Below are 25,618 nucleotides of genomic sequence, written 5' to 3' on the forward strand. Positions count from 1 at the left end.
TGCTCCCCGAACTGCTATACGGCGAGGTGGTGGAAGTCGACGAACGTATCGGAGCGCACGGCGACATCGTCCAGCCGCTGGATGAGGCTCGGGTGTGGCGCGATTTGCAGGCGCTGCATGACAAGGGATTCCGCTCGGTCGCGGTCGTGCTGATGCATGCCTACCGCTATCCGCAGCATGAAGAAGCGATCGGGCGTATCGCGCGTGACGTCGGGTTCACGCAGGTGTCGCTCTCCGGCAAGGTCAGTCCGTTGATGAAGCTAGTGGCGCGCGGCGATACCACGGTGGTCGATGCCTATCTCTCCCCGATCCTGCGGCGCTACGTGGACCAGGTGGCGGACGAGATGCAGGGAGCGCGCCTGCTGTTCATGCAATCGAATGGCGGGCTGACCGACGCGCACCGTTTCCAGGGCAAGGATTCGATCCTGTCAGGACCGGCGGGCGGCATCGTGGGCATGGCGCGTACGGCGAGCGCGGCGGGGTTCGACAAGGTGATCGGGTTCGACATGGGCGGCACCTCGACGGATGTATCCCATTACGCCGGTGAGCTGGAGCGGGAATTCGAGACGCAGGTTGCGGGCGTGCGCATGCGCGCACCAATGATGAGCATCCACACGGTGGCCGCAGGCGGCGGGTCCATCCTGCATTTTGACGGCACGCGCTACCGTGTGGGGCCCGACAGCGCGGGAGCGAATCCGGGGCCGGCGAGCTACCGGCGCGGCGGCCCGCTCACGGTCACCGACTGTAATGTCATGCTGGGGAAAATCCAGCCCGCGTATTTTCCGGCGGTGTTCGGACCGCATGCCGACCAGCCGCTGGATCGCGACGCCGTGGTGGAAAAATTCACCGCGCTAGCGGACGAGATCTGGCGCGCGACCGGCAACCGCAGGACGCCCGAGGAAGTGGCCGAAGGCTATATCGAGATCGCAGTGGGCAACATGGCCAATGCGATCAAGTTCATCTCGGTCCAGCGCGGACATGACGTTACCGGTTATACGCTGGCGACATTCGGCGGCGCGGGCGGGCAGCATGCGTGCATGGTGGCCGATGCGCTGGGCATGACGCGCGTGTTCGCCCATCCCTTCGCCGGTGTGCTGTCTGCCTATGGCATGGGGCTGGCCGACCAGACGGCCATGCGGGAGAAGGCACTGGAAGCCATCCTCGCACCGAACGTAATGACGACGCTTGAAGATACGCTGCGGCAGCTGGGTAGCGAAGCGCGCGCGGACTTGCTGGCACAAGACGTCGACGCCTCCCGCATCCGATTGCTGGAGCGGGTGCATCTGCGTTACGAAGGCACCGATTCGGCGATTGTCGTGCCGTTCGCCGGGATCGAACCGATGCGGGCCGCGTTCGAGCGTGCGTACAAGCAACGCTACGCCTTCCTGATGGAAGGCAAGAACCTCGTTGCCGAGGCGGTGTCCGTGGAAGCGGTCGGCGCGTCGGGACAGACGGCGGAGCACATAGCCCCGCTGCCACCGCGCGAAGGGCCATTACGCACCACCGCAACCGTGCGCCTGTTTTCGGGCGGCGCATGGCACGACACAGCCCTCTTCCGGCGCGAAGACATGCGGCCGGGCGACATCGTCGCAGGCCCGGCGATCATCGCCGAGAAGAATGCGACCAATGTCGTGGAACCCGGATGGCAGGCGGAGGTGACGGCGCAGGACCAGATCGTCATGCAACGCATCGCGGCGCGCCCGCAGCGCAAGGCCATCGGTACCCGCGCCGATCCGGTGATGCTTGAGGTCTTCAACAATCTCTTCATGGCGATCGCCGAACAGATGGGCCTGCGCCTGCAAAACACGGCAGTGTCGGTGAACATCAAGGAACGCCTCGACTTTTCCTGTGCGGTTTTCGATGAACAGGGCAACCTGATCGCGAATGCGCCGCACATCCCGGTGCACCTTGGATCGATGGGGGAAAGCATCAAGACCGTGATCCGCGAGAACGCCGCGTCGATGCAACCCGGCGACGTGTACATGCTGAACGATCCTTATCACGGCGGCACCCACCTGCCGGATGTCACAGTAATCACGCCAGCCTTCGATGCGGAAGGAAAACAGGTGCTTTTCTACGTCGCGTCGCGCGGTCACCACGCGGACATCGGCGGCATGACACCGGGTTCGATGCCGGCGAACAGCACCGTGGTCGAGGAAGAAGGTGTACTGATCAATAATTTCCAGTTGGTCAAGGGTGGCCGCTTCCTGGAGCAGGAGACGATTGCCCTGCTCTCTTCCGGAAAATACCCGGTGCGCAATGTCCGACAGAACCTGGCCGACCTGCAGGCGCAGGTTGCCGCGAACCGGAAAGGCGTCGATGAGCTGTTGAAGATGGTCGAGCAGTTCGGCCTCGATGTGGTCCAGGCATACATGCGGCATGTGCAGGACAACGCGGAGGAATCGGTGCGCCGCGTGATCACCTCGCTGAAGGATGGCAGCTACGAATACCGCCTCGACAATTGCGCAGTCATCAAGGTCGCGGTGCGCGTGAATTCTGCCGCGTGGAGTGCAGAGATCGATTTCACCGGCACATCGCCGCAGCTGCCGAACAACTTCAACGCGCCCTCGTCGGTCTGCATGGCGGCAGTGCTGTATGTCTTCCGCACGCTGGTCGACAACGACATTCCGCTGAATGCGGGATGCCTGAAGCCGCTGCGGGTCATCATCCCCGAAGGCTCGATGCTGAATCCGCGCTATCCGGCGGCCGTCGTCTCGGGCAACGTCGAGACATCGAGCTGCGTGACGAATGCGCTATATGGCGCATTGGGTGTCATGGCCGGCGCGCCGGGCACGATGAACAACTTCACCTTCGGCAATGAACGCTACCAGTATTACGAAACGATTTCCGGCGGCTCGGGCGCGGGTCCCGGTTTCGACGGTACTTCAGTCGTGCAGACGCACATGACCAACTCGCGGTTGACCGATCCGGAAGTGCTGGAGTGGCGCTTTCCGGTGCGGCTGGAGAGCTATGAAATCCGGCACGGCTCTGGCGGGCGCGGCAAGTGGAAGGGCGGCGACGGCGGCGTGCGCAAGGTGCGCTTCCTGGAACGCATGACCGCGTCCATCCTGTCGAACAACCGTATCGTTCCGCCTTTCGGCGCCGCAGGCGGCGGCGCCGGGCAATGCGGCCGCAACTACGTGGTTCGCGGGGACGGGCGCGTGGAAGAGCTGGGTTTCGTGGCGAGCACCGTGATGGAACCGGGTGATGTGTTTGTCGTCGAGACGCCGGGTGGCGGCGGCTACGGCACGGACACGTGAGCGTTACGACTGGAAGGTACGCAAGCCTTCAAGATCGAGGATGGTGATGCCGCCATACCCGGCGCTGACCAGGCCGGCCTCTTCCAGCGCCTTCAGCGAACCGTTCACCCTCTGCCGCGACGCGCCGCACAGGTAGCCGAGTTCTTCCTGGGAGATCTTCAGTTGCGGGCTGATGCCCGGATTCAGGTGCGGATTGAACAGCGCGGCGAGGCAGCGCGCCAGGCGCGCAGTCGTGTCGAGCATGCGGTCGTACTCGACGAGCGAGATGAACATGCCGAGGCGCTCATTCAGCAGCGTCATGACGAAGCGGTTGAATGCGATGCTGCTGTCGAGCAGCCAATGGAAAGTGGCACGCGGCATCAGCGCAAGACGCGTGTCGCGCAGCGCGATCACATCGTACTGGCGCGGCGTGTCCTTGAGCAGCGAACCTTCACCGAACCAGGCGCCACCGAGCACGCCGGTGAAAGTGATGATCTTGCCTTCGGGGGAGACGCTGCTCATCTTGAGCAGGCCGTCGATGGTGCCGATCCAGTGGTTCACGGGTTCGCCCTTGCGGCACGCATAGCCGCCGGCGGGCACGAAGCGTTCCGTGATATCGGACTCGACGCGCGCCATCTGTTCTGGTGTGAGCGACTGCGCCCACGCGGCGCGCCTGAGGATGTCGACGAGGGTCTCGGATGGCGTTGTCATTGCGTGCTTTGTGTCCGGGGTGGGCTCCGATCATATCCGTTTGCGCTTCGGCCTGCCACCACACGCCGTTTGCCGATTGCTGGGATAATGTCCCCGGCCGCCGCCTGCACCCTACCGGGTGCGTGTCCTCCAATTCAATCCAAACGATATGAATCCTGGCATCCTCTATGCCGCCTCGGCTTATGCGCTGTGGGGCGTGTTCCCGCTGTACTTCAAATCGCTGCAGGAAATCCCGCCGCTGGAAATCCTGCTGCACCGCATGGTGTGGTCGCTCGTGTTCGTGGCCGGCGTACTCGCGTTCCGCCGGCAATGGGCCTGGCTGGGCGCGGTCATCAAACAGCCGAAGGTGCTGGCCGGTTTCGCGGCGAGCGCCTTGCTGCTGTCCTCCAACTGGTTTATCTATATCTGGGCGGTGAACAACGGCCATGTGGTTGATTCCAGCCTCGGCTATTTCATCAATCCGCTGTTCAACGTGCTGCTCGGGATGCTGATCTTGCGGGAGCGCCTGCGGCCGGTGCAATGGGTGGCGGTCGGCATCGCGGCCTTCGGCGTGGCATGGCTGACATGGCATGGCGGCAAACTGCCGTGGATCGCGCTGCTGCTGGCAACCACCTTCGCGCTGTACGGGTTGCTGCGCAAGACCGCCGCGCTCGGCGCACTGGAAGGACTGGCGCTGGAAACACTGCTACTGTTTCCGCTGGCCGCCGGCTACCTCGCGCTGCTGACGGCGCAGGGGCAGAATCATTTCACGACGGCGTCGACGACGTCGCAATGGCTGCTGGCCGCCGCCGGCCCGATCACTGCCATCCCGCTGCTGCTGTTTGCCTCGGGCGCGCGGCGCATCCCGCTGTCGCTGCTCGGCCTGCTGCAGTACATCGGCCCGACCCTGCAACTGCTGCTGGGTGTGTGGCTGTATCACGAACCCTTCGGCGGGGCCCGCCTGGCCGGTTTTGCGCTGATCTGGAGCGCGCTGGCCGTCTACACTGCCGAAGGCCTGTGGCAGAACTGGAAGTCCAAATAAAAAAAAGCCGGTCTTGCGACCGGCTTTGCCCTTGGGTTGTCCTGATGTTCGATCAGAAGCGGTAGCCGAGGCCGACGCCCACCAGCAGCGGGTCAACCTTGACCGCGCTTGCCTTCGCGCCGCCGACGAACACGTCGCTGCGGATCTGCACTTTCTTCACATCCAGGTTGATCGACCAGTTCTTGTCGAGCTTGAAGTCCACGCCGGCTTGCAGGGCCAGGCCGAAGCTGCTGTTCTCCAGGTCGCCGGTACCGCCCAGCAGATTGACGTTCGAAATGCGGGTGTAGTTCACGCCAGCACCAACGTAGGGGTTGATCTGCGCGGCCGGCGCGAAGTGGTATTGCACGGTCAGGGTCGGCGGCAGGTGCTTGAAGGTGCCGATCTGGGTGCCGGACAGGTAGACCTTGTGCTTCTGCGGATAGGTCAGGATCAGTTCGGCTGCGATGTTCGGCGTCAGGAAGTAGGTGATGTCGACTTCCGGGATGGTCTTGTTGCTGACGGTGATCTGGTCAGCCGGGCCGGTGCCACCGACCGGGTCGGACTTGTCGGCCGTGTTGATGTTCACGGCGCGGGCGCGGACCTGCCACGGGCTTTGCTGAGCCATTGCCTGGGAGGCAATACCGAGGGCTGCGAGGGCAAGGATAGCTGCGGTTTTTTTCATCTTTTTTCCCCTTAAGGTTGGCTTGTGTAAGTACCGCCGGGGACTGTATTCCTGCGGTGCAGCAAAAACGTTGACCTAGATCAAATAATAACCATGACGTTCGAATGGGATTATTTCTGGTCAATGGAGTTTTTCCGATTTTGTGATACCGTGCGCCGCTCCGCGCCCGACGCCGCCCCGTTGCCCACCTTGATCGGGTATCCTTGCACTCTTCCTTTTTCATCGCACCCGGATTTTCCATGGCTCAATACGTCTACACCATGAACCGCGTGGGCAAGATCGTCCCGCCCAAGCGCCAGATTCTCAAGGACATTTCGCTCTCCTTCTTCCCCGGCGCCAAGATCGGCGTGCTCGGCCTGAACGGCTCGGGCAAGTCGACCCTGCTCAAGATCATGGCCGGCATCGACAAGGACATCGAAGGCGAAGCCGTGCCGATGCCGGGCCTGAACATCGGTTACCTGCCGCAGGAGCCGCAGCTCGATCCGGAACAGACCGTGCGCGAGGCAGTTGAATCGGCGCTGGGCGAAGTGTTTGAGGCACAAGCCAAGCTCGACGCCGTGTACGCGGCGTACGCGGACGAGAATGCAGATTTCGACGCATTAGCGGCAGAGCAGGCGCGCCTCGAAGCGATCATCGCTGCTTCCGATGGCAATACACTCAACCAGCAGCTCGAAATGGCGGCTGACGCATTGCGCCTGCCGCCCTGGGATGCCAAGATCGGCGTGCTGTCCGGCGGCGAGAAGCGCCGCGTCGCGCTGTGCAAGCTGCTGCTGTCCAAGCCCGACATGCTGTTGCTTGACGAACCTACCAACCACCTCGATGCGGAATCCGTCGAATGGCTGGAGCAGTTCCTGCAGCGCTTCCCCGGCACGGTGGTCGGCATCACCCACGACCGCTACTTCCTCGACAACGCCGCCGAATGGATTCTCGAACTGGACCGCGGCCACGGCATTCCATGGAAGGGCAATTACAGCTCCTGGCTGGAACAGAAGGAAGCCCGCCTGAAGCAGGAAGAAGCGAGCGAATCCGCGCGCCAGAAGACCATCCAGAAGGAACTGGAATGGGTGCGCCAGAACCCGAAGGGCCGCCAGGCCAAGAGCAAGGCGCGTCTCGCCCGATTCAACGAGCTGAGCGAACACGAATACCAGAAGCGCAACGAGACGCAGGAAATCTTCATCCCGGTCGCCGAGCGCCTGGGCAATGAAGTCATCGAGTTCAAGAACGTGTCCAAGTCCTTCGGCGACCGCCTGCTGATCGACGACCTCAGCTTCAAGATTCCCGCCGGCGCGATCGTCGGCATCATCGGCCCCAACGGTGCCGGTAAATCGACGCTGTTCAAGATGATCGCGGGCAAGGAGCAGCCGGACAGCGGCGAAGTGGTGGTCGGCCCGACCGTCAAGCTGTCGCTCGTCGACCAGTCGCGCGAAGACCTCGGCAACAAGAAGACCGTGTTTGAAGACGTCTCCAACGGCGCCGATATCCTGACCGTCGGCCGCTTTGAAATGCCGTCGCGCGCCTATCTCGGCCGCTTCAACTTCAAGGGTGGCGACCAGCAAAAGATCGTCGGCAACCTGTCTGGTGGTGAACGCGGCCGCCTGCACCTCGCCAAGACCCTGCTCATGGGCGGCAACGTGCTGCTGCTGGACGAACCGTCAAACGACCTCGACGTGGAAACCCTGCGCGCGCTGGAAGATGCATTGCTCGAATTCGCCGGCAGTGTCATGGTGATCTCGCACGACCGCTGGTTCCTCGACCGTATCGCAACGCACATCCTGGCCTTCGAAGGCGACTCCAAGGTCGTGTTCTTCGACGGGAATTACCAGGAGTACGAAGCGGACAAGATCAAGCGACTTGGCGAAGAAGGCGCGAAGCCGAAGCGTATCCGGTACAAGCCGGTCACGCGCTGATCGACCATCGCGTTGCGTGAAGGGCCCTCCCGCATGGAGGGCCTTTTTGTTAGTGACGCGCCGATCGCATTTATCCACGAGCCGGCTGTCTAACCGGCATGCCGGTCACCCTGCTATTCCCACCCGGGCCGCTCTACGCGCGCTACCGCGCCGTGGAGGATGCGCTCGATTTTGCGCGCCGCATGCATGAGCGGCAGCAGGCGCTTGGCACTGCGCATTACGATCCTGACGTGCACGCCATCGTCCTCGCGTTCAACCTGCGCGTGATTGGGCGAAAGATGGATGCGCTCATCTCTGCGTTCCGTTCGGAGATCCGTCTTGGCCAGGCGGGCGGCGTGTCGCCGCAGACGATAGCACTGCAAGCCGCGCTGCAGCACTACAACGCAGCCGTCGCCGCGCGCGATGCGTGGGACAACCCGGTCGACGCCTCCATCAATGTGCTCGACCTTGCCTTCGATTGCCTGGCTTCGCTGGAGCGGGATATCCAGGACTTCGAGCAGCGCAACTGACTATTGAATGGCACCCTGGTCGCGCAGCCACTCCACCAGCTTCTGCATGCCATCCTGGTTGATCGAGATGGTGCTGGACACCAGCATGCCGTCGCCCGGCGTCTCTTCCTTGATCTGGATATCGATGACGGAGTCGTTGCCGGGGTGCAGGTTGACCACCAGCTTTTCGATGCCGGCGGCAGTGGTGTTCTGGATGATGGCCTGTCCCGAGGGCGAGGCATTGAAGGTCGTCTGCATGATGTGTCCCGGATGGTCGGCGATCCTTACAGCCTAGCCTGCGCGGTCCGAAATTGCGATGCGGACAGGAAACTTCAGGCCTTCCTCTTTCGAATCATTAGGAAGAAATGCGCCTTCACGCCGAACACGCGCTTGTGGCCGACATCGTGTTCGGGCTTGCCCGGCAACAGGCTGGCGAAGCGGTACAGCGCAGGCGCATCGATCGGGTTGAGCATGCCGACGGAAGCCCACTTCCCCTTGCCCGACCACTTCAGCAGGCGCCGCCATGCGGCCTCCGGCAGCAGGTGCAGGAATGGAAGGCGGGACTTGAATTCGATCGGGTGACGCCGGTTGGCAGTCGTGAGGAAGACGCCCCTGCGGGCGACGCGAAACAGCTCGGCCACCAGTGCGTACTGGCGCTCGGCGCTGCCGCTGTGCTCGACGACTTCATTGCAGAACACCCAGTCAAAGGCACCGTCAGGATACGGCAGCCGCGTGTCGGGTGCCTTGCGCGAGATGGCCGGCGGTTCCATTTCGCAGGCGGTGATCCGCATCCTGTCCGGCAAGTCGCTCCATGCGGACAGGTAGTCGGTGTTGTCGAACAGCGTGGTCGGTTTCATGTAGAGGTTGAGCACGCTGCCCTCCGGCGCTTCCTGCTTGAATGCCATGAAGGCATCGAACAGCTTGCGGCGCTGCGACGACAGGATTTTCTCGATGACACCACGGGCCGGAACGCTACTGTATTCCGGTTGCGCTGCATGCTTCAACATTCTCCCTCCTGACATGGCCATTGATGCAATTATTCAATGCACCGCCATGCCGTTGGTTGTGGAAACACAAGGAAGCGGCCCCACCGCATTGCATATTTACTTAACGGAACATTGTCGCGAGGAAGCTGTCTATCCGGCCGTCAATATTCCGGAGAGAAAGATGCTGAACATTCGTGTAGGTGACACTGTGGCATTCAGGCGCCGTGTAACGGAGAAGTGCGATTCTGAATTGCTCATGAAATTCCGCGGTGTTGTGACCGGCATTGCCGGCGACTGGCTGTTTATTGAAGAAGCGACCGGCCGCACGCGTGTCATGCCCATCGACAGCATGTGCCGGGTGGCCGCCAACGGCGTATTGCTTGAACTGGTTTGAGCTTCAGTTCGCCCCAGGGTCGGCTTTTGAACAGGCCGTTGAGCTGTCTCAAGTTCTAATGCACCGCACCATTCTTCGCTGGTGATTCGGGAAGTGCGGCTCTATAGTGAACGTGCGCGCAACCAGGGAGGCCTTATGGCACTTTCATTGGAGGCAAGTCATGAAGAAGATCCTGTGTGTCCTGATCATCATGTTGACCGCCGGCTGCTCCGGCATGGGCCGCATGAACAGTTCCGGGTATTCGAGCGGCGCAAGCGGTAGCGGCCCGGGTACCGACAATACCTATCGTCCGAATTTCAATCCAGCCTTTGAACGGATGGACAGCTCCTTCCAGCCCTACTTTGGAGGCTGACGGGCAAGCCGCGTCCTCGTGTCTACCGTCGCGCCAGTTCAAAGGTCAGGTTGCCCCAGAAGCTGTCCCAGTCGGCGTCAGGAGTGCCGGCAGCGGGCACCATGTGCACGGTGCTGATCATCCATGGTCCCGCATGGGGCAAGGTGAAGCGCACATAGCCGCCAGCATCGCTGCGCGCGCGGATCACCAGTGTCTGGCCGCCTTTCCGGTGCCACGCCTTCACCAGCGTGTCCGGCAAGGGTTGGCCGTCGAACAGCAGACGAAACCCAACCGTACTGCCGGGTGATGCCGAGAGCGGATCTTCCAAGGGGAGGATCTCGAGTCGCTGGCCTGTGCGTTGCGCGTAGGCGCCGTCACTCCGGCCAACCTTGAGCAGGGACTTCACATGGCGGCGGTAGCGCTCGCGGCCCGGCTCCTGCGCCGTGCCGTCCCTTTCGCGCTGGCGGATGACCGCATCGAGGCCTTCGTCGTGCAGGTAGGCGTGGAATTTGTCTGCGGAGAGTGTAATCGTGCTGGGCGCGCTGTCGAAGGCAATCACGTGGGTGCCGGCATGCGTGAAGCGCATCTTCAGGGAAGGCGGCTCGAGCTGCATCGTTGCCTCTCCCCCGGAAGCAAGGACGCGCATGCTCGCCGCATGGCCGGGCGTCACACCGATGCGCTCGCCCTCGAAATACTCGCCGACGAACATGCTCACCACGCTCGTTCCGCCGGGAGGCAACGTGAACGGTTCAGGCCGCAGCCAGAATTCGTGTGCTACAGCGAACACAGGAAACAGGAATGCCGATGCCGCAAAGGCAAGGCGTGTGCGTGCTTTCATTGCATGTCCGTGAAAGGTCGATGACCTATTCTACGGACCGGCAGGCCTTGCGGATTCAGACCATGACGTCGATTTGCTGCAGCGTGCCCGCCTTGCCGTTTTCGGCAAGATAGATTCCGGTGCTGCGTATTTCGCCAAGGGATTGGTTCTCCGCGCCATTTAGCGCGAACGGTGTCTGCGCACGCCCGAGGTAAAGCGCGCCGACGCCATGCGACTTCGCCGTCTCGAGCGTGCCGCCACCCTTATCGTCCTGCATCCACACGCGCAATTTCGCAAAGACCGGGTCGTTGTCGTCGATCCAGCCGTTGCCATCGCTGTCGAACTCCGCCAGTTCCGCAAAACCGTCGCCCGACGCTCCGAACAGCTCCTTGCCTGAATCGATCTTGCCGTTGCCGTTGCGGTCGAGCGCGAGATAGCCGCGGTTGCCGGCGAGCAGCGGCACCAGCTCTGTCTTGCCGTCGCCGTCGATATCGAAGCGGAACCTGCGCTCCTGCAATTGCGCCGCCGTTCCATCGAAGTTGATGACCAGCGGATCCTTGCGCACCGCGTCGCCGGCGCGCAGCGACACGGACGACTCCTCGCGGACACTGCGGTACATGGAGAGATCGAGCTCCAGGCTGATTTCCTTGCCGTCGGAAGTGCGGATGATGCCTTGCGCCTGGAAGGTCGACAGTTCCGTCTCCTCCCGCACTTCGTGACGGTCGTAGGCGATGCCGAAACCGGCCCGTGCGGGCGGCGCAGCGGCGATGTTTTCCGGAGCGGCGTGTTCCTTGGCTGGAGGATTGGATGGCATATCTTGCGCCGACACTGTCTTCATCTGCATGCCGGTCAACATTTCGACCACCAGCTTGATGAAGTACAGGACCGGGTCGCTTTCCGCATTCTCGATTGCACTCTCGATACCCTGGGCTTCGGCCGGAGGCGGAGGCGGCGCGGCAGCGGCCGCGCGCGCGGCCGCCGAGATCGACACGACCTCGCCACCTTCTTCCGGCGGCGGCTCATTGCCTATCCATGCGCGCAGGCTTTCGCGAACTTCAGTGCGCTGCATGGAGCGATGCGCGGAATCAAGCTGCAAGGTGGAGGAGTCAATCTTCATGGCAGGCCTCGTCGAGACGACATAGGCTTTGTAACGGCCGGTTTCCAACAAACTTGATGCCAGTCAAGCGGCAGCGCGGCATCTCCCCCATGGATATGGGATGGTGCCACGACAGATTGCAGAGTGTAATGACCTTGGAGCGACCAATAGTTACCTTCCATCAACATTCGCCACCATGAACGCACCTCACCGCCTGAGCTTTGAAGACATGAAACTGCCGGTCGGTGTCCGACTTCAGTTGATCCTTGGACGGCCCGGCCAGGCGTCCTATTTCTCGTCGCTGATCGGCTATGTAGCGGGCGAATACCTGCTGGTGAAAATCCCGGTCGAGAACGGCCTGACCGTACCCATGCAGGAAGGCGAGCGCGTCACCGTACGCGTATTTTCCGGCGTGTCGGTGTACACCTTCTCGTGCACCATCGAATCGGTCCTTCTCGCGCCGCGCTTCTACATGCATCTGAGCTTTCCGCAAGAGATAGAAAGCACGCCCTTGCGCCAGGCGCCGCGCGTGAAGGTCAACCTGCAGGCGGAAGTGCGTGCCCGTGTGGACAACGCCCAGCCAGCGGCAGCAACGCTGACCGACCTCAGCATTTCCGGTGCCTTCATTGCTTCCGGCTCGGAACTGGGCGTGCCTGGAGATCGCATCAGTGTGAGCTTCGCCTTTCGCGTCAAACCGACCAACCAGGAAGTGCGCATCCAGGCCGATGCCATCATCCGCAGCTGCCGCCAGCTCGGTGCCAACGGCAAGCGCACTGAACCCCGGCACGGCACCGGCATCCATTTCGACGGCATGACCGAGAACGAGCAGTTCATGCTGCAGCATTACCTGTACGAAGCTGAAAACACCGTGCCGCCTTGACAATCCTTGTTGTCCGGACGCGACGAGGCGTCGCTACCTGTTCCGGAAAGCAGTTTCCCGCCGGCATTCCCGCATACAATCGTGTTCATCCGTCCGCTGCCAGGACGGCACAGAACACCATGGAACAGTTGTTAAGCCTGTTGTACGGCGCGTCGGGAATCGCGGCGTCCGCACTCTACATCCCCCAGATCCTCCGTTACCATCGCGATCCAGCGTCGCGTGCCTCGATTTCGCTCCTGTCATGGAGCGGATGGATCCTTATCGCGGCCATCACGATCGCCTACGCCCTTTGCGTTGTCGGCAATGTGCTCATCGCCGCCGTCGCGGGATTGAATATCGTGGCGCAACTTACCGTGCTCGCCTATGGCCTCACGGCCCGCTGTTCCTCCGCGCGGGCGGCTGCGCGAACCACGTAGTTCCGCACCTTCACGGTGCACGGCACTTCTCGCCGCAAATTGCAATGCAGGGTGTAACGCAACGGCCCTATAATCGTTTCTGTTTCCTCTGTACCGCACCCAGGATGTGCGGCACGACCGGTCCAGACACATGCCCTTCAAAGTCGCCTTCCGCCACGCTTCCACGATGCCAATGCCGATGCGGCGACTGCTGCTTGCGGGCGTGCTTGCGCTGGCAGCGGGCACGGCTGCGGCGTCGATGCCGGAAATACGGATCGGCGTCGGCCTGACCAAACCGCCCTACATCATGGGCCCGGACCAGGGGGGCATCGAATACGAGATCGCGGAAAAGGCACTGGAGGCCGGCGGCTACCGGATGGTGGCGCAGCACCTGCCGCCGGCGCGCGCGCTGGCGTTGATGCGCGCCGGCATGCTCGACGGCATGCTGACAGTGGATGAAGGCATCGGCGGCACGGGGCATTTTTCCGACACCTACATGCATTACCAGAATGTCGCCACCACGCTGGCGAGCCGCGGCATCCGCCTGCGCGGCATCGCTGACCTCGAGCAGTATTCGATCGCCGCGTTCCAGAATGCCAGCCTCATCCTCGGGCCGGATTTCAAGGCACTCGCGGAGCGCCACCGCGATTACAAGGAACATCCGCAACAGATTACGCAGAACCGGCTGCTGTACACCGGCCGTGTGGATGTCGTGGTCGGCGACCGGCTCATCTTCCGCTATCTCAACCGCCAGGTGGAATCCTCGATCGATACCACCCAGCCGCTGGTGCACCACACGATCTTCAGCCCGAGCGCCCGCAAGGCAGTGTTCCACGACCCCGCCCTGCGCGAGGCGTTCAATGCCGGCCTGAAGAAGATCCGCAAGAACGGCACCTACGCCGCGATTTACAAAAAGTACAACGAAACCTACGAACCCTGAACCGCCCGAACAGGATATTCATTTGGACAAACGCCAGTTCCTCACCGTCACCGCGCTCGGCACCGTCACTGCAGCGAGTCCGGCCAGCGCCGCCCGCCCTGCCCCCTCTCCCGCCCTCCTCACCATCACCGGTGCCATTGGCCGCGGCAACCGCGGCGCACTCGATCCGGCGCTCGACCAGCTGATGGCAAAGCAAGGTGTCCGGTTTGACAAGGGCCACGCGTTCGACTTCGCCGCGTTGGCCGCCCTGCCCGCGGTAACGATCCGCCCCACCCTCGAATACGACGGCAAGCCGCATGTCCTGCGCGGCCCGCTGCTGGCCGAGGTGCTCAAGGCGGCCGGCGTGCAGCGGGAACAGGCTGCGCTCGTCATGCGGGCCATCGACGGCTATGCCCCGGCGGTCACCCTTGCTGACATCCGAAAGTATCGGTTCATCATTGCCACGCATCTCGATGACCGCCCGATGCCCCTGGGCGGCCTTGGGCCCCTGTGGGCGGTGTACGACGCCGACCGCTTCCCGGACATGGCGGCGCGTCCGCTCAATGCGCGTTTCGGCAATTGCCCGTGGGGCCTGTACCACATCGAGGTGCAATAGCAGGGCAGGCCGCTGCAGTCGTTTTGCGCCGGGGCAATAGCTGATATAGTTGATTACTCCCCATTCCACCTCCAGCAGCGCATGAACAAGCCGCCCGTACGAGCCGACAAGCGACGCGCGCCCACGCCGGCCGGCATCGTGCTCCTGTATGCGCTGTTTGCTGCCATATGGATCTGGTCATCCGACCGGGTGCTCGGTTTCCTGTTTTCCAATGCGGCCGATTTCGAGAGCGCCAGCACGCTCAAGGGCATGTTCTTCATCGCCGTCACCAGCCTGCTCCTGTACCTGCTGATCCGGCGCTGGCAGGCATCGCTGCAGCAGGCGCTGGCCGTCTCCACGCATTACCGGGAACGCCTGGAACGCGTACTGCGCGGCTCCAGCGACGGCTGGTGGGACTGGAATTTTGAAAGCGGCGAGGCGTTCTATTCACCGCGCTGCTGGGAAATGCTGGGATATGCCCCCGACGAAATGCCATCGGATACCCGCCTCTGGCACCGGCTCATGCACCCGGACGATGTCGCCGCCGCAAAACGCGGATTCCAGGATGCGATGGCCAATGCCACCCAGGGCTTTTCGATCGAGGTCAGGCTGCGCCACAAGGATGGCCACTATGTCCCGGTCCTGTCGCGCTACATGGTCCAGCGCAATGCCGACGGCGCCGCCATCCTGGTGTCGGGGACCAACACCGACCTCACGGAGCGCAACCGCGCCGAAGAACGCCTGCGGCAGGCGGCGGCCGTCTTCGAGACGACGCGCGAAGGCGTGATCGTCACCGACGGGGAGCGCCGCATCGCCATGGTCAATCCGGCCTTCACCACCATCACCGGCTACGCTGAAGACGAGGTCAAGGGCAGGCGTCCCGACTTCCTGCGTTCGGGCCGGCACGACAACGATTTTTACCGCCAGATGTGGTCCAGCGTGGGAACGGCAGGCCACTGGCAGGGCGAGATCTGGAATCGGCGCAAGAATGGCGAAATCTATCCGCAATTACTGAGCATCAGCGAAGTGCGCAACGACGCGGGTACCGTTACCAACTATGTCGGCGTTTTTGCCGACATTTCGCGTTTGCGGGCATCCGAGACGCAACTCGATTTCCTTGCCCACCATGATGCGCTGACCCATCTGCCGAACCGGCTGCTCCTGGTCTCCCACATGGAACATGGCTTGCGCGCCGCGCAGCGCGACGGCGCACGCGTCGCGCTCATGATGCTGGACCTCGACCGTTTCAAGGACATCAACGACAGCCTTGGCCACAGCGCAGGCGACGCCCTGCTCAAGCAGGTGGCCGGGCGCCTGAGCGGCCGGCTGCGCGGCATGGATACGGTGGCACGGCTGGGCGGCGACGAATTCGCGATCTTGCTGACGCAAATTGCGCATCCCGAAGACGCCGCCCTGGTTGCCAACGACATCATCGCTTCGCTGGGCCAGCCGTGGACCCTGCCCAACGGCGTGGAAGTCCGCACCGGCACGAGTATCGGGATCAGCATCTATCCGGACCACGGCACGACCACGCATGACCTGCTGCAGCACGCGGATGCCGCACTGTACCGGGCGAAACAGGAAGGCCGGGGCTGCTTCCGCTATTTCACGCAGAACCTCACCTACGCCGCGCGCGAACGCATCGATCTCGAAGCCCGGCTGCACCGCGCCGTCGAACAGGACGAGCTTCGGGTCTACTTCCAGCCGCAGGTCGATATCGCCACCGGGCGTATCGTCGGCGCCGAAGCCCTGGTGCGCTGGCTGGACCCGAAGGAAGGCTTGATCCCGCCGTCACGCTTCATCCCGGTGGCCGAAAGCACCGGCCTGATTGCCGACGTCGGAGAATGGGTGCTGCGCCATACCTGCCTGCAGGGAAAGAAATGGATCGATGCCGGCTTGCCGCCGCTGACCCTCGCCGTCAATATCTCGCCCCGGCAGTTCCTGCGCAGCGATATCGGTGACACCGTTGCGCGCATCCTGCAGGAGACCGGATTCCCGCCGACCTGCCTCGAGCTGGAACTGACCGAAAGCGCGCTGATGGAGCGCGAGCAGGACGTGGTTACGCTACTCAACCGCCTGCGGGACATCGGCGTGCGCCTGGCCATCGACGACTTCGGGACTGGCTACTCCTCGCTCACCTACCTCAAGCGCTTCCCGCTCGACGTGCTCAAGATCGATAAGGGATTCATCGACGGCATCCCGCACCGCAAGGATGATGGCGCCATTGCCGCGGCGATCGTGGCGATGGGACAGACACTCGGATTCAAGGTCCTCGCTGAAGGCGTCGAGCATGAAGGCCAGCTTGCATTCCTGCAGAGCACCGGCTGCAACATGTACCAGGGCTTCCTGCGCAGCCCGCCCGTTCCGGCTGACACCTTCCGGGAACTGCTTGTGCACGCGCACGCGCCTGTGTGAGGACTGCCTCACCCACGCTTCACCCTGCGAGCTTGTCGCTCACCAAAGCATCGCGAGAACCCGTCAGGCTTCTACGCCCGTGGCACGCATATCGGGCTGGTAGAGCTGGAAATTGCCGCGTACCGTGTGCTTGGAGCGGTACATCGCGGTGTCCGCAGCGGTGAGTAATGAATCGGCATCGATACCGTTGGCAGGAAACAGGCTGATGCCGATGCTGGGAGTAACGCGCAGTTCATGGCCGTCGACGCTGTAGGGACGCGCAAGCGCGAGCAGTATGCGCTGTGCCGTTTCGCATGCCGCCACGGCCGATTGCATTTCCGGCAACACAACGACGAATTCGTCGCCGCCAACGCGCGATACGGTATCGACGGCACGCAGCAAAGAGCGCAGCCGCACCGCGACCGCTTTCAGCAGCAGGTCGCCGACGCGGTGCCCGAAAAGGTCGTTGACGGGCTTGAAGCGGTCGAGGTCGATGAACAGGACCGCCACCTGGTGCACATTTCGCCGCGCCATTTCTATCGCCTGTTCGAGACGGTCTTCCAGCAGGCGCCGGTTGGGCAGCCCGGTCAACGCGTCATGGTTGGCGAGATAGCGGATCTGCTGCTCGGCCATCTTGCGTTCCTGGATTTCGGCGTGCAGGCGCGCGTTGGCCATTTCGAGGGCGGCGGTGCGCTCCTGGACGCGCAATTCGAGTTCGTCGCGCGCGCGCAGCAAGGCTTCCTGCGCATTCCTGCGCTCCGTGATGTCTTCCGTGATGTAGATCGTGCCCTTGCTGTAATCGTGCGGGTCAATGGTCTTTGCGAGCATGCGGCACCAGAACGTGCCGCCGTCCCGTTTCTTCATCTCGATTTCCAGGTCCAGCCGCTCGCCGCTGCCGAGGACCGGGCGCGCCGTCCGCGTCAGCGCTTCGTAGGCTTCCTGCGACGGGTACAGGATTTCAGTCGGAAGCTCGCGCAATTCGTCGCTGGACCAGCCGAACATTTCCGAGAACCGCTGGTTGCAGTGCAGGAAGCGGCGCTTGCGGGTAAATGTGATGCCAACCGAGGCATTGTCGAGGATGGCCTGGTATTCCAGCAGGGTCTGGCGAAGGAGGGCGTCGCTCCCGTCTTCCGGGCTGGGCTGGTTGCTGGCGGTAAGAATACGGCCTCCTGACATGCTGCCGGGATCGCCAGCCGCTTCGGTATTAATACGTAGAAAGACCGGTATCCTACCTTTTCTGCGTTCAAATAGCATTGACAATCAAGCCAGATCCGTCCAGATGCCGATCTGACAACCCCGGGAAATGCTTGACGCACGTCATTGGGATGCCGCCGCGGGCACGCCTACACTCGGTTATTCCTCCCAAGCACCCCTGCCCCCGATGACCGCCATTCGCGCCGGCGATCGCGCGCCAGCCTTCGGCCCGCGTTTGCTGATCAACAAGCTGCTCCCCTGGATAGTGCTGGCACTGTCTCTCGCTGTCACCGCCGACGTCTGGTACAGCGACCGGCGCAATGCCGACCGGGCGATGCAGAAGGATTTCGACGTCCACATGCATGAAGTGCTCGACAATATCGAAGAGCGCATCGGGTCGTACCAGAATGTCCTGCGCGGAACGGCCGGCCTGTTCGCCTCGTCTGCGGATGTAGACCGGATCGAGTTTGAAACCTATGTGCGCAAGCTCGAACTGGAACGCACCCATCCGGGAATCCACGAAGTGTCATTCATCAGTGCGGTACCGCATGAAGACAAGGCGCGCTTTGCCGAAGGCATGCGCAAGCGCGGCCACGCCGGCTTTGCCATCGAGCCGGAGATGGACATACCGCTCCATGGGCCGGTCACGTACAGTGTTACGGTCGATGGCGGTGTCCCGCAACCGGTCGGCTTCGACCTCTTCACCGTCCCCTTGCACCGCGCCGCCATGGAGTCCGCGCTCGACCCCGGCAGCATTGCCGTTTCCGCGCGCCACACGCTGGACGAGGACGTGGCACACCGGTCCAGCCCGGGCGTCACCATGTACATCCCGGTGCACCGGTACGATCCTGCGGTCCGGCGCGATGTTCATATAGGCTGGGTTGGCGCGCCGATCCGGATCGAAAGCCTGATGCACGCGGTCACAGCCGAAATCGGGCGCGAACTGGATGTCGAGATCTACGATGGCGAGCGGATGACGCCGAACGACCTCATGCTCGACAACAACAGCTGGCCCATGCACGCCGGCAGCGAACCGGGACGTTACCAGGCGGAGGCAAAGCTGCAGATCGCCAACCGCATCTGGACTGTTGCGCTGCGATCCATGCCCGCCTTCGAGGCGCGGCGCGACAAGAGCGATAACGTCAAGGCATGGTTCGGCGCGGGGATCAGCATCCTGCTGGCCATCCTTACCTGGCAGCTCGTTGGAAGCCGCTCGCGTGCAATCAAGGCTGCGCGCGAGATGAACGAAGAATTGTTCGAGCGTGAAAGGCGTTACCGGCAGATGTTCGAGGACGGCGCGTCGAATGCCTTCCTGCTCGATCCGTCCAACGGCCGGATTGTCGATGCCAACATCGCAGCGTCGGCATTCTGGGGATACACGCTGGCGGAACTGCGCATGATGCGCATCGAGGAAATCGACACGTCGCCGCAAGACGGCATCCACGCCCTCATGCAGCAGGTCACCGCAGGCGTGGTGTCGCGCTTCGAAAGCCGTCATCGCCTGGCCAGCGGCGAGATACGCGATGTCGAGCTGTACGCCGGCACGCTCGACTACAAGCGCCGCGTGATGATCTACGTGATCCTGCACGACATTACCGCGCGCAAGCAGGCCGAAATGGCGCTTCGCTGCAGCGAGGAACGCTACCGCCTGATCACCGAGAACACCGGCGACGTGATCTGGATGATGGATGCCGACACGCTCAACTTCACCTACATCAGTCCTTCGATCCAGCGGCAGCGCGGCTACACGCCGGAAGAGGTGATCGCCTTTCACAGGAATGCGGGGCGCGCGCCCGCTCCTGCCGCTGCGGGCAACATGCCGAAGATGGGGCATCGCCTGCACGACCGCATCCGGCGCTTCATGAATGGCGACGAGTCCCAGCGACGCGAAGTGAAGGAAATCGACCAGCAACACAAGGACGGCAGGATGATCCCGGTGGAAGTCGAATCGACGCTGTTGTGCGACGAGGACAATATCCCGCGCACGTTGATCGGCGTGTCGCGCGACATTTCGGCACGGCGCAAGGCACAGGAAGAGCAGCAGCGCTTCGTCTCCATGGTTTCCCATGAATTCCGCACGCCGCTTGCGACCATCGACGGCGCGGTGCAGCGACTGATCTCGACTGCAGGACATGCCGATGAGGCGACACGCAAACGCCTGGTGAAGATCGAGAAATCGGTGGATCGCCTGACCGGCCTGCTGGACGACTACCTGACGCAGGAACGTCTCGACAATGCAGGTCAGGGGCTGCACCTGAGCCAGGCGTCGCCGCTGGCGATGCTGCTCGAATGCGCGGAATCGGCGCGGGCGCTATCGGCGGACCATGCGATCACGGTCGATGCGTCGGAGCTGCCCGATACCTTCCTGTGCGACGCCGACCGCCTGCAACTGACACTGCGCATCCTCGCCGACAACGCGGTCAAATACACGCCGCCCGGCAGCAGCATCGATCTCATGGGGCGCAATGCGCCGCAGGGCGGCATCGAACTGGTCGTCGAAGATAACGGCGCCGGAATCGACGCCGACGAATTGCCTTGCATCTTCGACAAATTTTTCCGCGGTCGTTCCGCGGCGCGCGAGTCGGGGTCCGGCCTCGGCCTGCATCTTGCGCGTGCGGTTGTAGAACTGCACGGTGGCACGCTGACTGCCATCAACCGCCCCGGCGGCGGCGCCCGCTTCACGATCTGGCTGCCCGCGAAAGTCCGCAATGCGCTGACCGGCGTGGTGAGAATTGGATAGTTTTCACCCCGTCCCGCTTTTCTACAATGCAAGTAATGCAGAACTTCTGATGCCAACACAACACGAATACCATGGCTTCCATCGTCATTGTTGAAGACAACCTCTCGTACGCCGAGGACGTCGCCGACTACCTCGCCGAGAACGGGCACGAGGTCAGGGTCAGCGGCACCGCCGAATCGATGTGGACCACCCTCAGCCAGGGTCATGCCGACGTGATCCTGCTCGACCTCGGCCTGCCCGACGATTCCGGGTTCAACATCATCCCTCGCCTGCGGGAGCTGTATCCGTATACCGGCGTCCTGGTCCTGACCGCGCGCGTCATGCTGGACAGCCGCATCCTCGGCCTGCATCTCGGCGCCGACAATTACCTGACCAAACCGATCAAGTTCCCCGAGCTGGCAGCACACATCGAGGCGCTGTCGCGCCGCGTGCGCACGCGCGCCAAGGATGAAGAACCGCCGGCATGGTCGCTGCACAAGAGCGAGCGCCAGCTGCAGATGGCCGGTCAGGACGCTATCGACCTGACCGAGAAGGAATTCAAGCTGCTGCACATGCTGGCCCTTTCCACGCAACCGATCCCGCGCGATTCGCTGATGATCGGCCTCGGCGGCGACCAGTACGAAGACACCAAGAAGATGGACATGCTCGTCTACCGCCTGCGCAAGAAAGTGAAAGCCGCCATCGGCGCCGAGCTTCCGCTGCGCAGCGCCTACGGCGAAGGCTACAGCCTGTCCGTCGCCATCAACCTCACCTGAAGTACAGCATGCATACCGCATTGTCAGCAGTGAAACGCATTGACCGACACAACGTCCACCTGTTCTACCCGGCAGCACTGGGCATCGCGGGAGGCATCGCCACCCTGGCCACCGGCGGACTGAGCTGGACGGGCGGCATCGTCGCGGCGGTCCTTGCTACCGCAGGCGCGACGGCGTCATTGCGCTTGAAGCAGAACCATGCTGCGTTCCGTGATTCCGTCGCCGTCTACGTCCGGTCGCAGAAGGAATTCAGCGAACAAATCGTTCCCGTGTGGACCGGTCACATCGAGACTTCGCGCGAACAGATGGAATCGGCGATCTCGGAACTGGCACAGGATTTCAGCCGCATCGTCGACCAGCTCGACCAGGCAGTGCATTCCGCAGGCATGGCGACCGGTTCCATCGACGATCGCGGCAGTGGACTGATCGGCGTGTTCGACCAGAGCAAGACGCAGCTCGGCGAGGTGGTTGCGTCGCAGCGCATGGCCATGAACAGCATGACCGTCATGCTGGAGAAGGTGCAAGGCCTGGACAAGTTCATTGTCGAGCTGCAGGACATGGCGGCGGAAGTCGCGAAGATTGCCGCGCAGTCCAACCTGCTCGCGCTCAATGCCGCCATCGAAGCGGCGCGTGCCGGCGAGTTGGGACGCGGCTTCGCGGTGGTCGCCAAGGAATTCCGCATGCTGTCGAACCAGTCGGGCGAAACCGGCAGGCACATCGCCGAAAAGGTGGGAATCATCAGCGAAGCCATCATGTCCACCTGCAAGGCAGCGGAAGACTCCGTGCGCCAGGAAGACGGCGCGATGCTGGAATCCGAAAACACGATCAACACCGTGCTGGATGAATTCCGCCGCATCACCGATGCGTTGCAGGAATCAAGCCGCCTGCTCAAGGACGAAAGCGTCGGCATCAAGGACGAGATCGGACAGGCGCTGGTGCAGTTGCAGTTCCAGGACCGCGTCAACCAGATCCTGACACAGGTCAAAGCCAACATCGACCACCTGCCTGTCTACCTTGCGCAGCACGCCGAGCCGTTCTGCGCCGGCGGCGAACTGCAGCCGCTCGACGCGGCGCCCCTGCTGGTCGAGATGAACAAGAACTACGTCATGTCGGACCAGCGTGCGGTGCATCGCGGTGAAAAAGTAGCGGCGCGCGACGACGGCGAGATCACATTTTTTTAGGAGGTTGTATGAGCAAGACCATCATGATCGTGGACGACTCCGCTTCAATGCGGCAGGTGGTCAGCATTGCGCTCAAGGGTGAAGGCTATACGGTAATCGAAGGCCGCGACGGCAAGGATGCGCTGTCCAAACTCACCGGACAGAAAGTCCACCTGATCATCAGTGACGTCAACATGCCGGTCATGGACGGCATCACCTTCCTCAAGGAAGTGAAACAGCTTCCCAACTACAAGTTCACGCCGATCCTGATGCTGACGACGGAATCGGAAGAATCAAAGAAACGTGAAGGCCAGGCAGCCGGGGCACGCGCCTGGATGGTCAAACCCTTCAAATCCGACCAATTGCTGAGCGCCGTACAAAAGCTCTGCCTGCCCTAACTAATTGAAAACCGGAGACTCACATGGATTCTGCCGCAACGCAGAAGGGGGCCTTGTTGCGCCTCGAAGGTGAAATGAACATCTACAAGGCAGCCGACCTGAAGCAGATGCTGATGGCTGCCCTGCCCGAAGGCGGCACGCTGGAAGCAGACTTGTCCGGCGTGACGGAAATGGATACGGCCGGACTGCAGCTGCTGATGCTGGCGAAAAGGACGGCACAGCAGCGCGGCGGCGACCTGCGGCTGGTGAACCACAGCCCGGCCGTGGTCGACGTATTCGAACTGCTCAACCTCGGTACTTTCTTCGGCGACCCGCTCGTCATCCCGCCGCTCTCCTCCAACCCTTCCGCGAGATAACGCAATGAATCTTGACCAGGCACTGCAAACCTTCATCGCCGAAAGCAAGGAACTGCTGGAGGACATGGAGAACGCGCTGCTCGCCATCGAGCAGACGGAAGACCGCAGCGAAAACGTGAACGCGATCTTCCGCGCCGCCCACACCATCAAGGGCTCCTCCGGCCTGTTCGGGCTGGACCATATCGTCTCGTTCACGCACGTGGTGGAAAATGTCCTCGACCATGTGCGCGGCGGCAAGCTCGACATCAATGACCAGCTCGTATCCCTGTTGCTGGCCTGCGGCGACCATATCGGCACGCTGGTCGACACGGTCGCGGCCGGGCAGATGGAAGCGGACGACAAGAACACCGAGCGCGGCCTGCCGCTGCTCGACAAGCTGCGCACCTATCTCGCTCCCGTGCAACAGGCGCCCGCCGCCGCGCCGGCGCTGGTCGCGCAGGAGCCGCCCGAGGTGGAGCGCCTCGATGGCGACACCGTTGCATCCGACCACTGGCATATTTCCCTGCGTTTCGGGCGGGACGTGCTGAAGAACGGCATGGACCCGCTGTCCTTCATCCGCTACCTCGGCACGCTGGGCACCATTGTCGGCATTGCCACCCTGCCCGATGGCATCCCGGAGGCAGCGGACATGGATCCGGAATGCTGCTATCTCGGCTACGAAATCGCGTTCCGCAGCGATGCCGACAAGACCACGATCGAGAATGTGTTCGACTTCGTGCGCGAGGATTGCCGCCTGCGCATCCTGCCGCCGAAGAGCCGCCTGTCCGACTATGTGCGCCTGCTGCGCGAAATTCCGACGGAAACCACGCGCATCGGCGAACTGCTGATGCGATGCGGCACCATTACTGCCAACGAGCTGGATGCAGCACTCAACACGCAGACCGACGCCGACACCTCGCAACCGTTGGGCCAGATCCTGATCGAGCAGCGCGCCGTGCAGCCGGAAGTGGTGGAAGCCGCACTGACCAAGCAGAAGCAGATGCGCGAAACGCACGCGCAGGAAAGCAAGTCGATCCGCGTCGATGCAGACAAGCTCGACCAGCTGATCAACCTGGTGGGCGAACTTATCATCGCCGGCGCCAGCGCCAACCTGATCGCGCGCCGCGCCCATGCCAGCGAGCTGCAGGAAAGCATGTCCAAAGTCACCAGCCTGGTCGAGAGCGTGCGCGACAGCGCGCTTCAGCTGCGCATGGTGAAGATCGGGGCCACCTTCAACCGTTTCCAGCGTGTGGTGCATGACGTCGCGCGTGAAATCGGCAAGGACATCGCGCTGGAAGTCGACGGCGTGGATACCGAACTCGACAAGACCGTGGTGGAAAAGATCGGCGATCCGCTGACCCACCTGGTGCGCAATGCGATGGACCACGGCATCGAGCCGGCCGAGGTGCGCATGGCGCGCGGCAAGCCGGCACGCGGCACGGTCAGGCTGGATGCCTGCCATGACTCAGGCAGCATCGTGATTTCCGTGAGCGATGATGGCGGCGGACTCAAGCGCGAAAAGATCCTCGCCAAGGCAATCGAACGCGGCCTGGTCGAACCGGGCCACCACCTCGCCGACGAGGACGTCTACAAGCTCATTTTCGAACCCGGCTTTTCCACCGCCGACCAGATCAGCAACCTGTCGGGCCGCGGCGTCGGCCTTGACGTGGTCAAGCGCAACATCACCGCGCTGCGCGGCACGGTGGGCGTGCAGACGGCGGAAGGCGTGGGCACCACGGTCACCATCCGCCTGCCGCTGACGCTGGCCATCATCGACGGCTTCCTGGTCGAAGTGGGCAAGTCGGTGTTTGCAATCCCGCTCGACATGATCGAGGAATGCGTCGCCTACTCCGCCGAACCGGGACACGATTACACCAACCTGCGCGGCCAGGTGCTGCCGTTCATCCGCCTGCGCGACTTGTTCGATGTCGAGGGCGCGCCGTCCAAGCGGGAGAACATCGTGGTGCTCAAGCACGCGGGCCGCAAGGCCGGTCTGGTCGTCGACACGCTGCTCGGCGAATTCCAGACCGTGATCAAGCCGCTCGGCAAGATGTTCGGCGGGATCAAGTGCATCAGCGGATCGACCATCCTCGGCAGCGGCGAAGTCGCGCTGATCCTGGATGTCCCCGCACTCGTCCAGCAATCTTCGATCAACAGCCAGCCGGGCAATGCCGGCAATACATTGGCCATCGCCTGACGCGA

24 protein-coding genes are annotated in these 25,618 nt (G+C 62.6%); 17 read left to right on the top strand and 7 right to left on the bottom strand.

The features are described 5' to 3' along the window. The coding region (locus AYR66_RS18505) for a hydantoinase B/oxoprolinase family protein (protein ID WP_088709915.1) at positions 1–3,260 on the top strand (3,260 nt) is incomplete at its 5' end. A 3-nt stretch (positions 3,261–3,263) separates the two neighbouring features. Here AYR66_RS18505 and AYR66_RS18510 read toward each other — a convergent pair. Further along, entirely contained in the window at positions 3,264–3,950 is a 687-nt protein-coding gene (locus AYR66_RS18510) for a Crp/Fnr family transcriptional regulator (protein WP_088708725.1), read from the bottom strand. A gap of 148 nt (positions 3,951–4,098) precedes the next feature. Between AYR66_RS18510 and rarD the strand changes: the two genes are divergently transcribed. Continuing rightward, positions 4,099–4,971 carry an EamA family transporter RarD gene (gene rarD, locus AYR66_RS18515; protein WP_088708726.1) on the top strand — a complete coding sequence of 291 codons (873 nt, stop codon included), beginning with the start codon at positions 4,099–4,101 and terminating at the stop codon, positions 4,969–4,971. Positions 4,972–5,023: 52 nt separating this feature from the next. Here the strand turns inward: rarD and AYR66_RS18520 are convergent, their stop codons facing one another. Next, positions 5,024–5,632: an OmpW/AlkL family protein gene (locus tag AYR66_RS18520; protein WP_088708727.1), complete on the bottom strand. Its 609-nt coding sequence runs from the start codon at positions 5,630–5,632 to the stop codon at positions 5,024–5,026. 239 nt (positions 5,633–5,871) lie between these two features. Here AYR66_RS18520 and ettA point away from each other — a divergent pair, with 239 nt between their 5' ends. Together ettA and AYR66_RS18530 are read left to right on the top strand one after the other, a co-directional pair. Then, positions 5,872–7,539, top strand: coding sequence for an energy-dependent translational throttle protein EttA (ettA, locus tag AYR66_RS18525; RefSeq protein ID WP_088708728.1), 1,668 nt, complete (start codon positions 5,872–5,874; stop codon positions 7,537–7,539). Positions 7,540–7,637: 98 nt separating this feature from the next. Beyond that, the gene (locus tag AYR66_RS18530) at positions 7,638–8,048 is read left to right on the top strand and encodes a hypothetical protein (protein ID WP_088708729.1); all 411 of its coding nucleotides are present in this window, start codon (positions 7,638–7,640) and stop codon (positions 8,046–8,048) included. Here AYR66_RS18530 and AYR66_RS18535 read toward each other — a convergent pair whose 3' ends face one another. Both AYR66_RS18535 and AYR66_RS18540 read right to left on the bottom strand, forming a co-directional pair. After that, on the bottom strand, positions 8,049–8,285 hold the full coding sequence (locus AYR66_RS18535; protein WP_088708730.1) for a hypothetical protein: 237 nt from the start codon (positions 8,283–8,285) through the stop codon (positions 8,049–8,051). Positions 8,286–8,359: 74 nt separating this feature from the next. Continuing rightward, positions 8,360–9,034: a methyltransferase domain-containing protein gene (locus AYR66_RS18540; protein ID WP_170942200.1), complete on the bottom strand. Its 675-nt coding sequence runs from the start codon at positions 9,032–9,034 to the stop codon at positions 8,360–8,362. A 13-nt stretch (positions 9,035–9,047) separates the two neighbouring features. Between AYR66_RS18540 and AYR66_RS28485 the strand changes: the two genes are divergently transcribed. Next, the gene (locus tag AYR66_RS28485) at positions 9,048–9,407 is read left to right on the top strand and encodes a hypothetical protein (RefSeq protein WP_141104108.1); all 360 of its coding nucleotides are present in this window, start codon (positions 9,048–9,050) and stop codon (positions 9,405–9,407) included. A 160-nt stretch (positions 9,408–9,567) separates the two neighbouring features. Next, positions 9,568–9,759: a hypothetical protein gene (locus tag AYR66_RS18545; protein ID WP_088708732.1), complete on the top strand. Its 192-nt coding sequence runs from the start codon at positions 9,568–9,570 to the stop codon at positions 9,757–9,759. Positions 9,760–9,781: 22 nt separating this feature from the next. Here the strand turns inward: AYR66_RS18545 and AYR66_RS18550 are convergent, their stop codons facing one another. Both AYR66_RS18550 and AYR66_RS18555 read right to left on the bottom strand, forming a co-directional pair. Continuing rightward, positions 9,782–10,576, bottom strand: coding sequence for a DUF4198 domain-containing protein (locus AYR66_RS18550; RefSeq protein ID WP_088708733.1), 795 nt, complete (start codon positions 10,574–10,576; stop codon positions 9,782–9,784). A gap of 55 nt (positions 10,577–10,631) precedes the next feature. Continuing rightward, a complete protein-coding gene (locus tag AYR66_RS18555; RefSeq protein WP_088709916.1) occupies positions 10,632–11,672 on the bottom strand; it encodes an FG-GAP repeat domain-containing protein in 1,041 nt (346 codons plus the stop codon). 175 nt (positions 11,673–11,847) lie between these two features. On the opposite strand from AYR66_RS18555, the gene AYR66_RS18560 reads away from it, so the two are divergent. The 5 genes from AYR66_RS18560 to AYR66_RS18580 all read left to right on the top strand — a co-directional run bounded on the left by AYR66_RS18560 (position 11,848) and on the right by AYR66_RS18580 (position 16,855). Further along, positions 11,848–12,531, top strand: a complete 684-nt coding sequence (locus AYR66_RS18560; RefSeq protein WP_170942201.1) for a flagellar brake protein — start codon at positions 11,848–11,850, stop codon at positions 12,529–12,531. 119 nt (positions 12,532–12,650) lie between these two features. Continuing rightward, the gene (locus tag AYR66_RS18565) at positions 12,651–12,947 is read left to right on the top strand and encodes a hypothetical protein (RefSeq protein WP_088708735.1); all 297 of its coding nucleotides are present in this window, start codon (positions 12,651–12,653) and stop codon (positions 12,945–12,947) included. A gap of 130 nt (positions 12,948–13,077) precedes the next feature. Further along, positions 13,078–13,866: a substrate-binding periplasmic protein gene (locus AYR66_RS18570; protein ID WP_088708736.1), complete on the top strand. Its 789-nt coding sequence runs from the start codon at positions 13,078–13,080 to the stop codon at positions 13,864–13,866. A gap of 22 nt (positions 13,867–13,888) precedes the next feature. Beyond that, positions 13,889–14,461, top strand: a complete 573-nt coding sequence (locus AYR66_RS18575; protein WP_088708737.1) for a putative pterin-binding protein — start codon at positions 13,889–13,891, stop codon at positions 14,459–14,461. A gap of 81 nt (positions 14,462–14,542) precedes the next feature. After that, on the top strand, positions 14,543–16,855 hold the full coding sequence (locus AYR66_RS18580; RefSeq protein ID WP_088708738.1) for a putative bifunctional diguanylate cyclase/phosphodiesterase: 2,313 nt from the start codon (positions 14,543–14,545) through the stop codon (positions 16,853–16,855). A gap of 63 nt (positions 16,856–16,918) precedes the next feature. On the opposite strand, the gene AYR66_RS18585 is transcribed toward AYR66_RS18580, so the two are convergent. After that, on the bottom strand, positions 16,919–18,010 hold the full coding sequence (locus AYR66_RS18585; protein ID WP_170942202.1) for a sensor domain-containing protein: 1,092 nt from the start codon (positions 18,008–18,010) through the stop codon (positions 16,919–16,921). Positions 18,011–18,215: 205 nt separating this feature from the next. Between AYR66_RS18585 and AYR66_RS18590 the strand changes: the two genes are divergently transcribed. The 6 genes from AYR66_RS18590 (at position 18,216) to AYR66_RS18615 (ending at position 25,613) form a co-directional block, all read left to right on the top strand. After that, on the top strand, positions 18,216–20,768 hold the full coding sequence (locus tag AYR66_RS18590; RefSeq protein ID WP_170942203.1) for a CHASE domain-containing sensor histidine kinase: 2,553 nt from the start codon (positions 18,216–18,218) through the stop codon (positions 20,766–20,768). 71 nt (positions 20,769–20,839) lie between these two features. After that, entirely contained in the window at positions 20,840–21,523 is a 684-nt protein-coding gene (locus AYR66_RS18595) for a response regulator transcription factor (RefSeq protein WP_088708741.1), read from the top strand. A gap of 8 nt (positions 21,524–21,531) precedes the next feature. Further along, positions 21,532–22,704, top strand: a complete 1,173-nt coding sequence (locus AYR66_RS18600; RefSeq protein ID WP_170942204.1) for a methyl-accepting chemotaxis protein — start codon at positions 21,532–21,534, stop codon at positions 22,702–22,704. 8 nt (positions 22,705–22,712) lie between these two features. Continuing rightward, a complete protein-coding gene (locus tag AYR66_RS18605; protein WP_088708742.1) occupies positions 22,713–23,081 on the top strand; it encodes a response regulator in 369 nt (122 codons plus the stop codon). 23 nt (positions 23,082–23,104) lie between these two features. Then, positions 23,105–23,437 (top strand): STAS domain-containing protein, encoded by a 333-nt coding sequence (locus tag AYR66_RS18610; protein WP_088708743.1) that lies wholly within the window; start codon positions 23,105–23,107, stop codon positions 23,435–23,437. 4 nt (positions 23,438–23,441) lie between these two features. Beyond that, positions 23,442–25,613, top strand: coding sequence for a chemotaxis protein CheA (locus AYR66_RS18615; RefSeq protein WP_088708744.1), 2,172 nt, complete (start codon positions 23,442–23,444; stop codon positions 25,611–25,613). Positions 25,614–25,618: the final 5 nt, after the last annotated feature.

The organism is Noviherbaspirillum denitrificans (assembly GCF_002211445.1).
GTDB lineage: Bacteria > Pseudomonadota > Gammaproteobacteria > Burkholderiales > Burkholderiaceae_D > Noviherbaspirillum > Noviherbaspirillum denitrificans.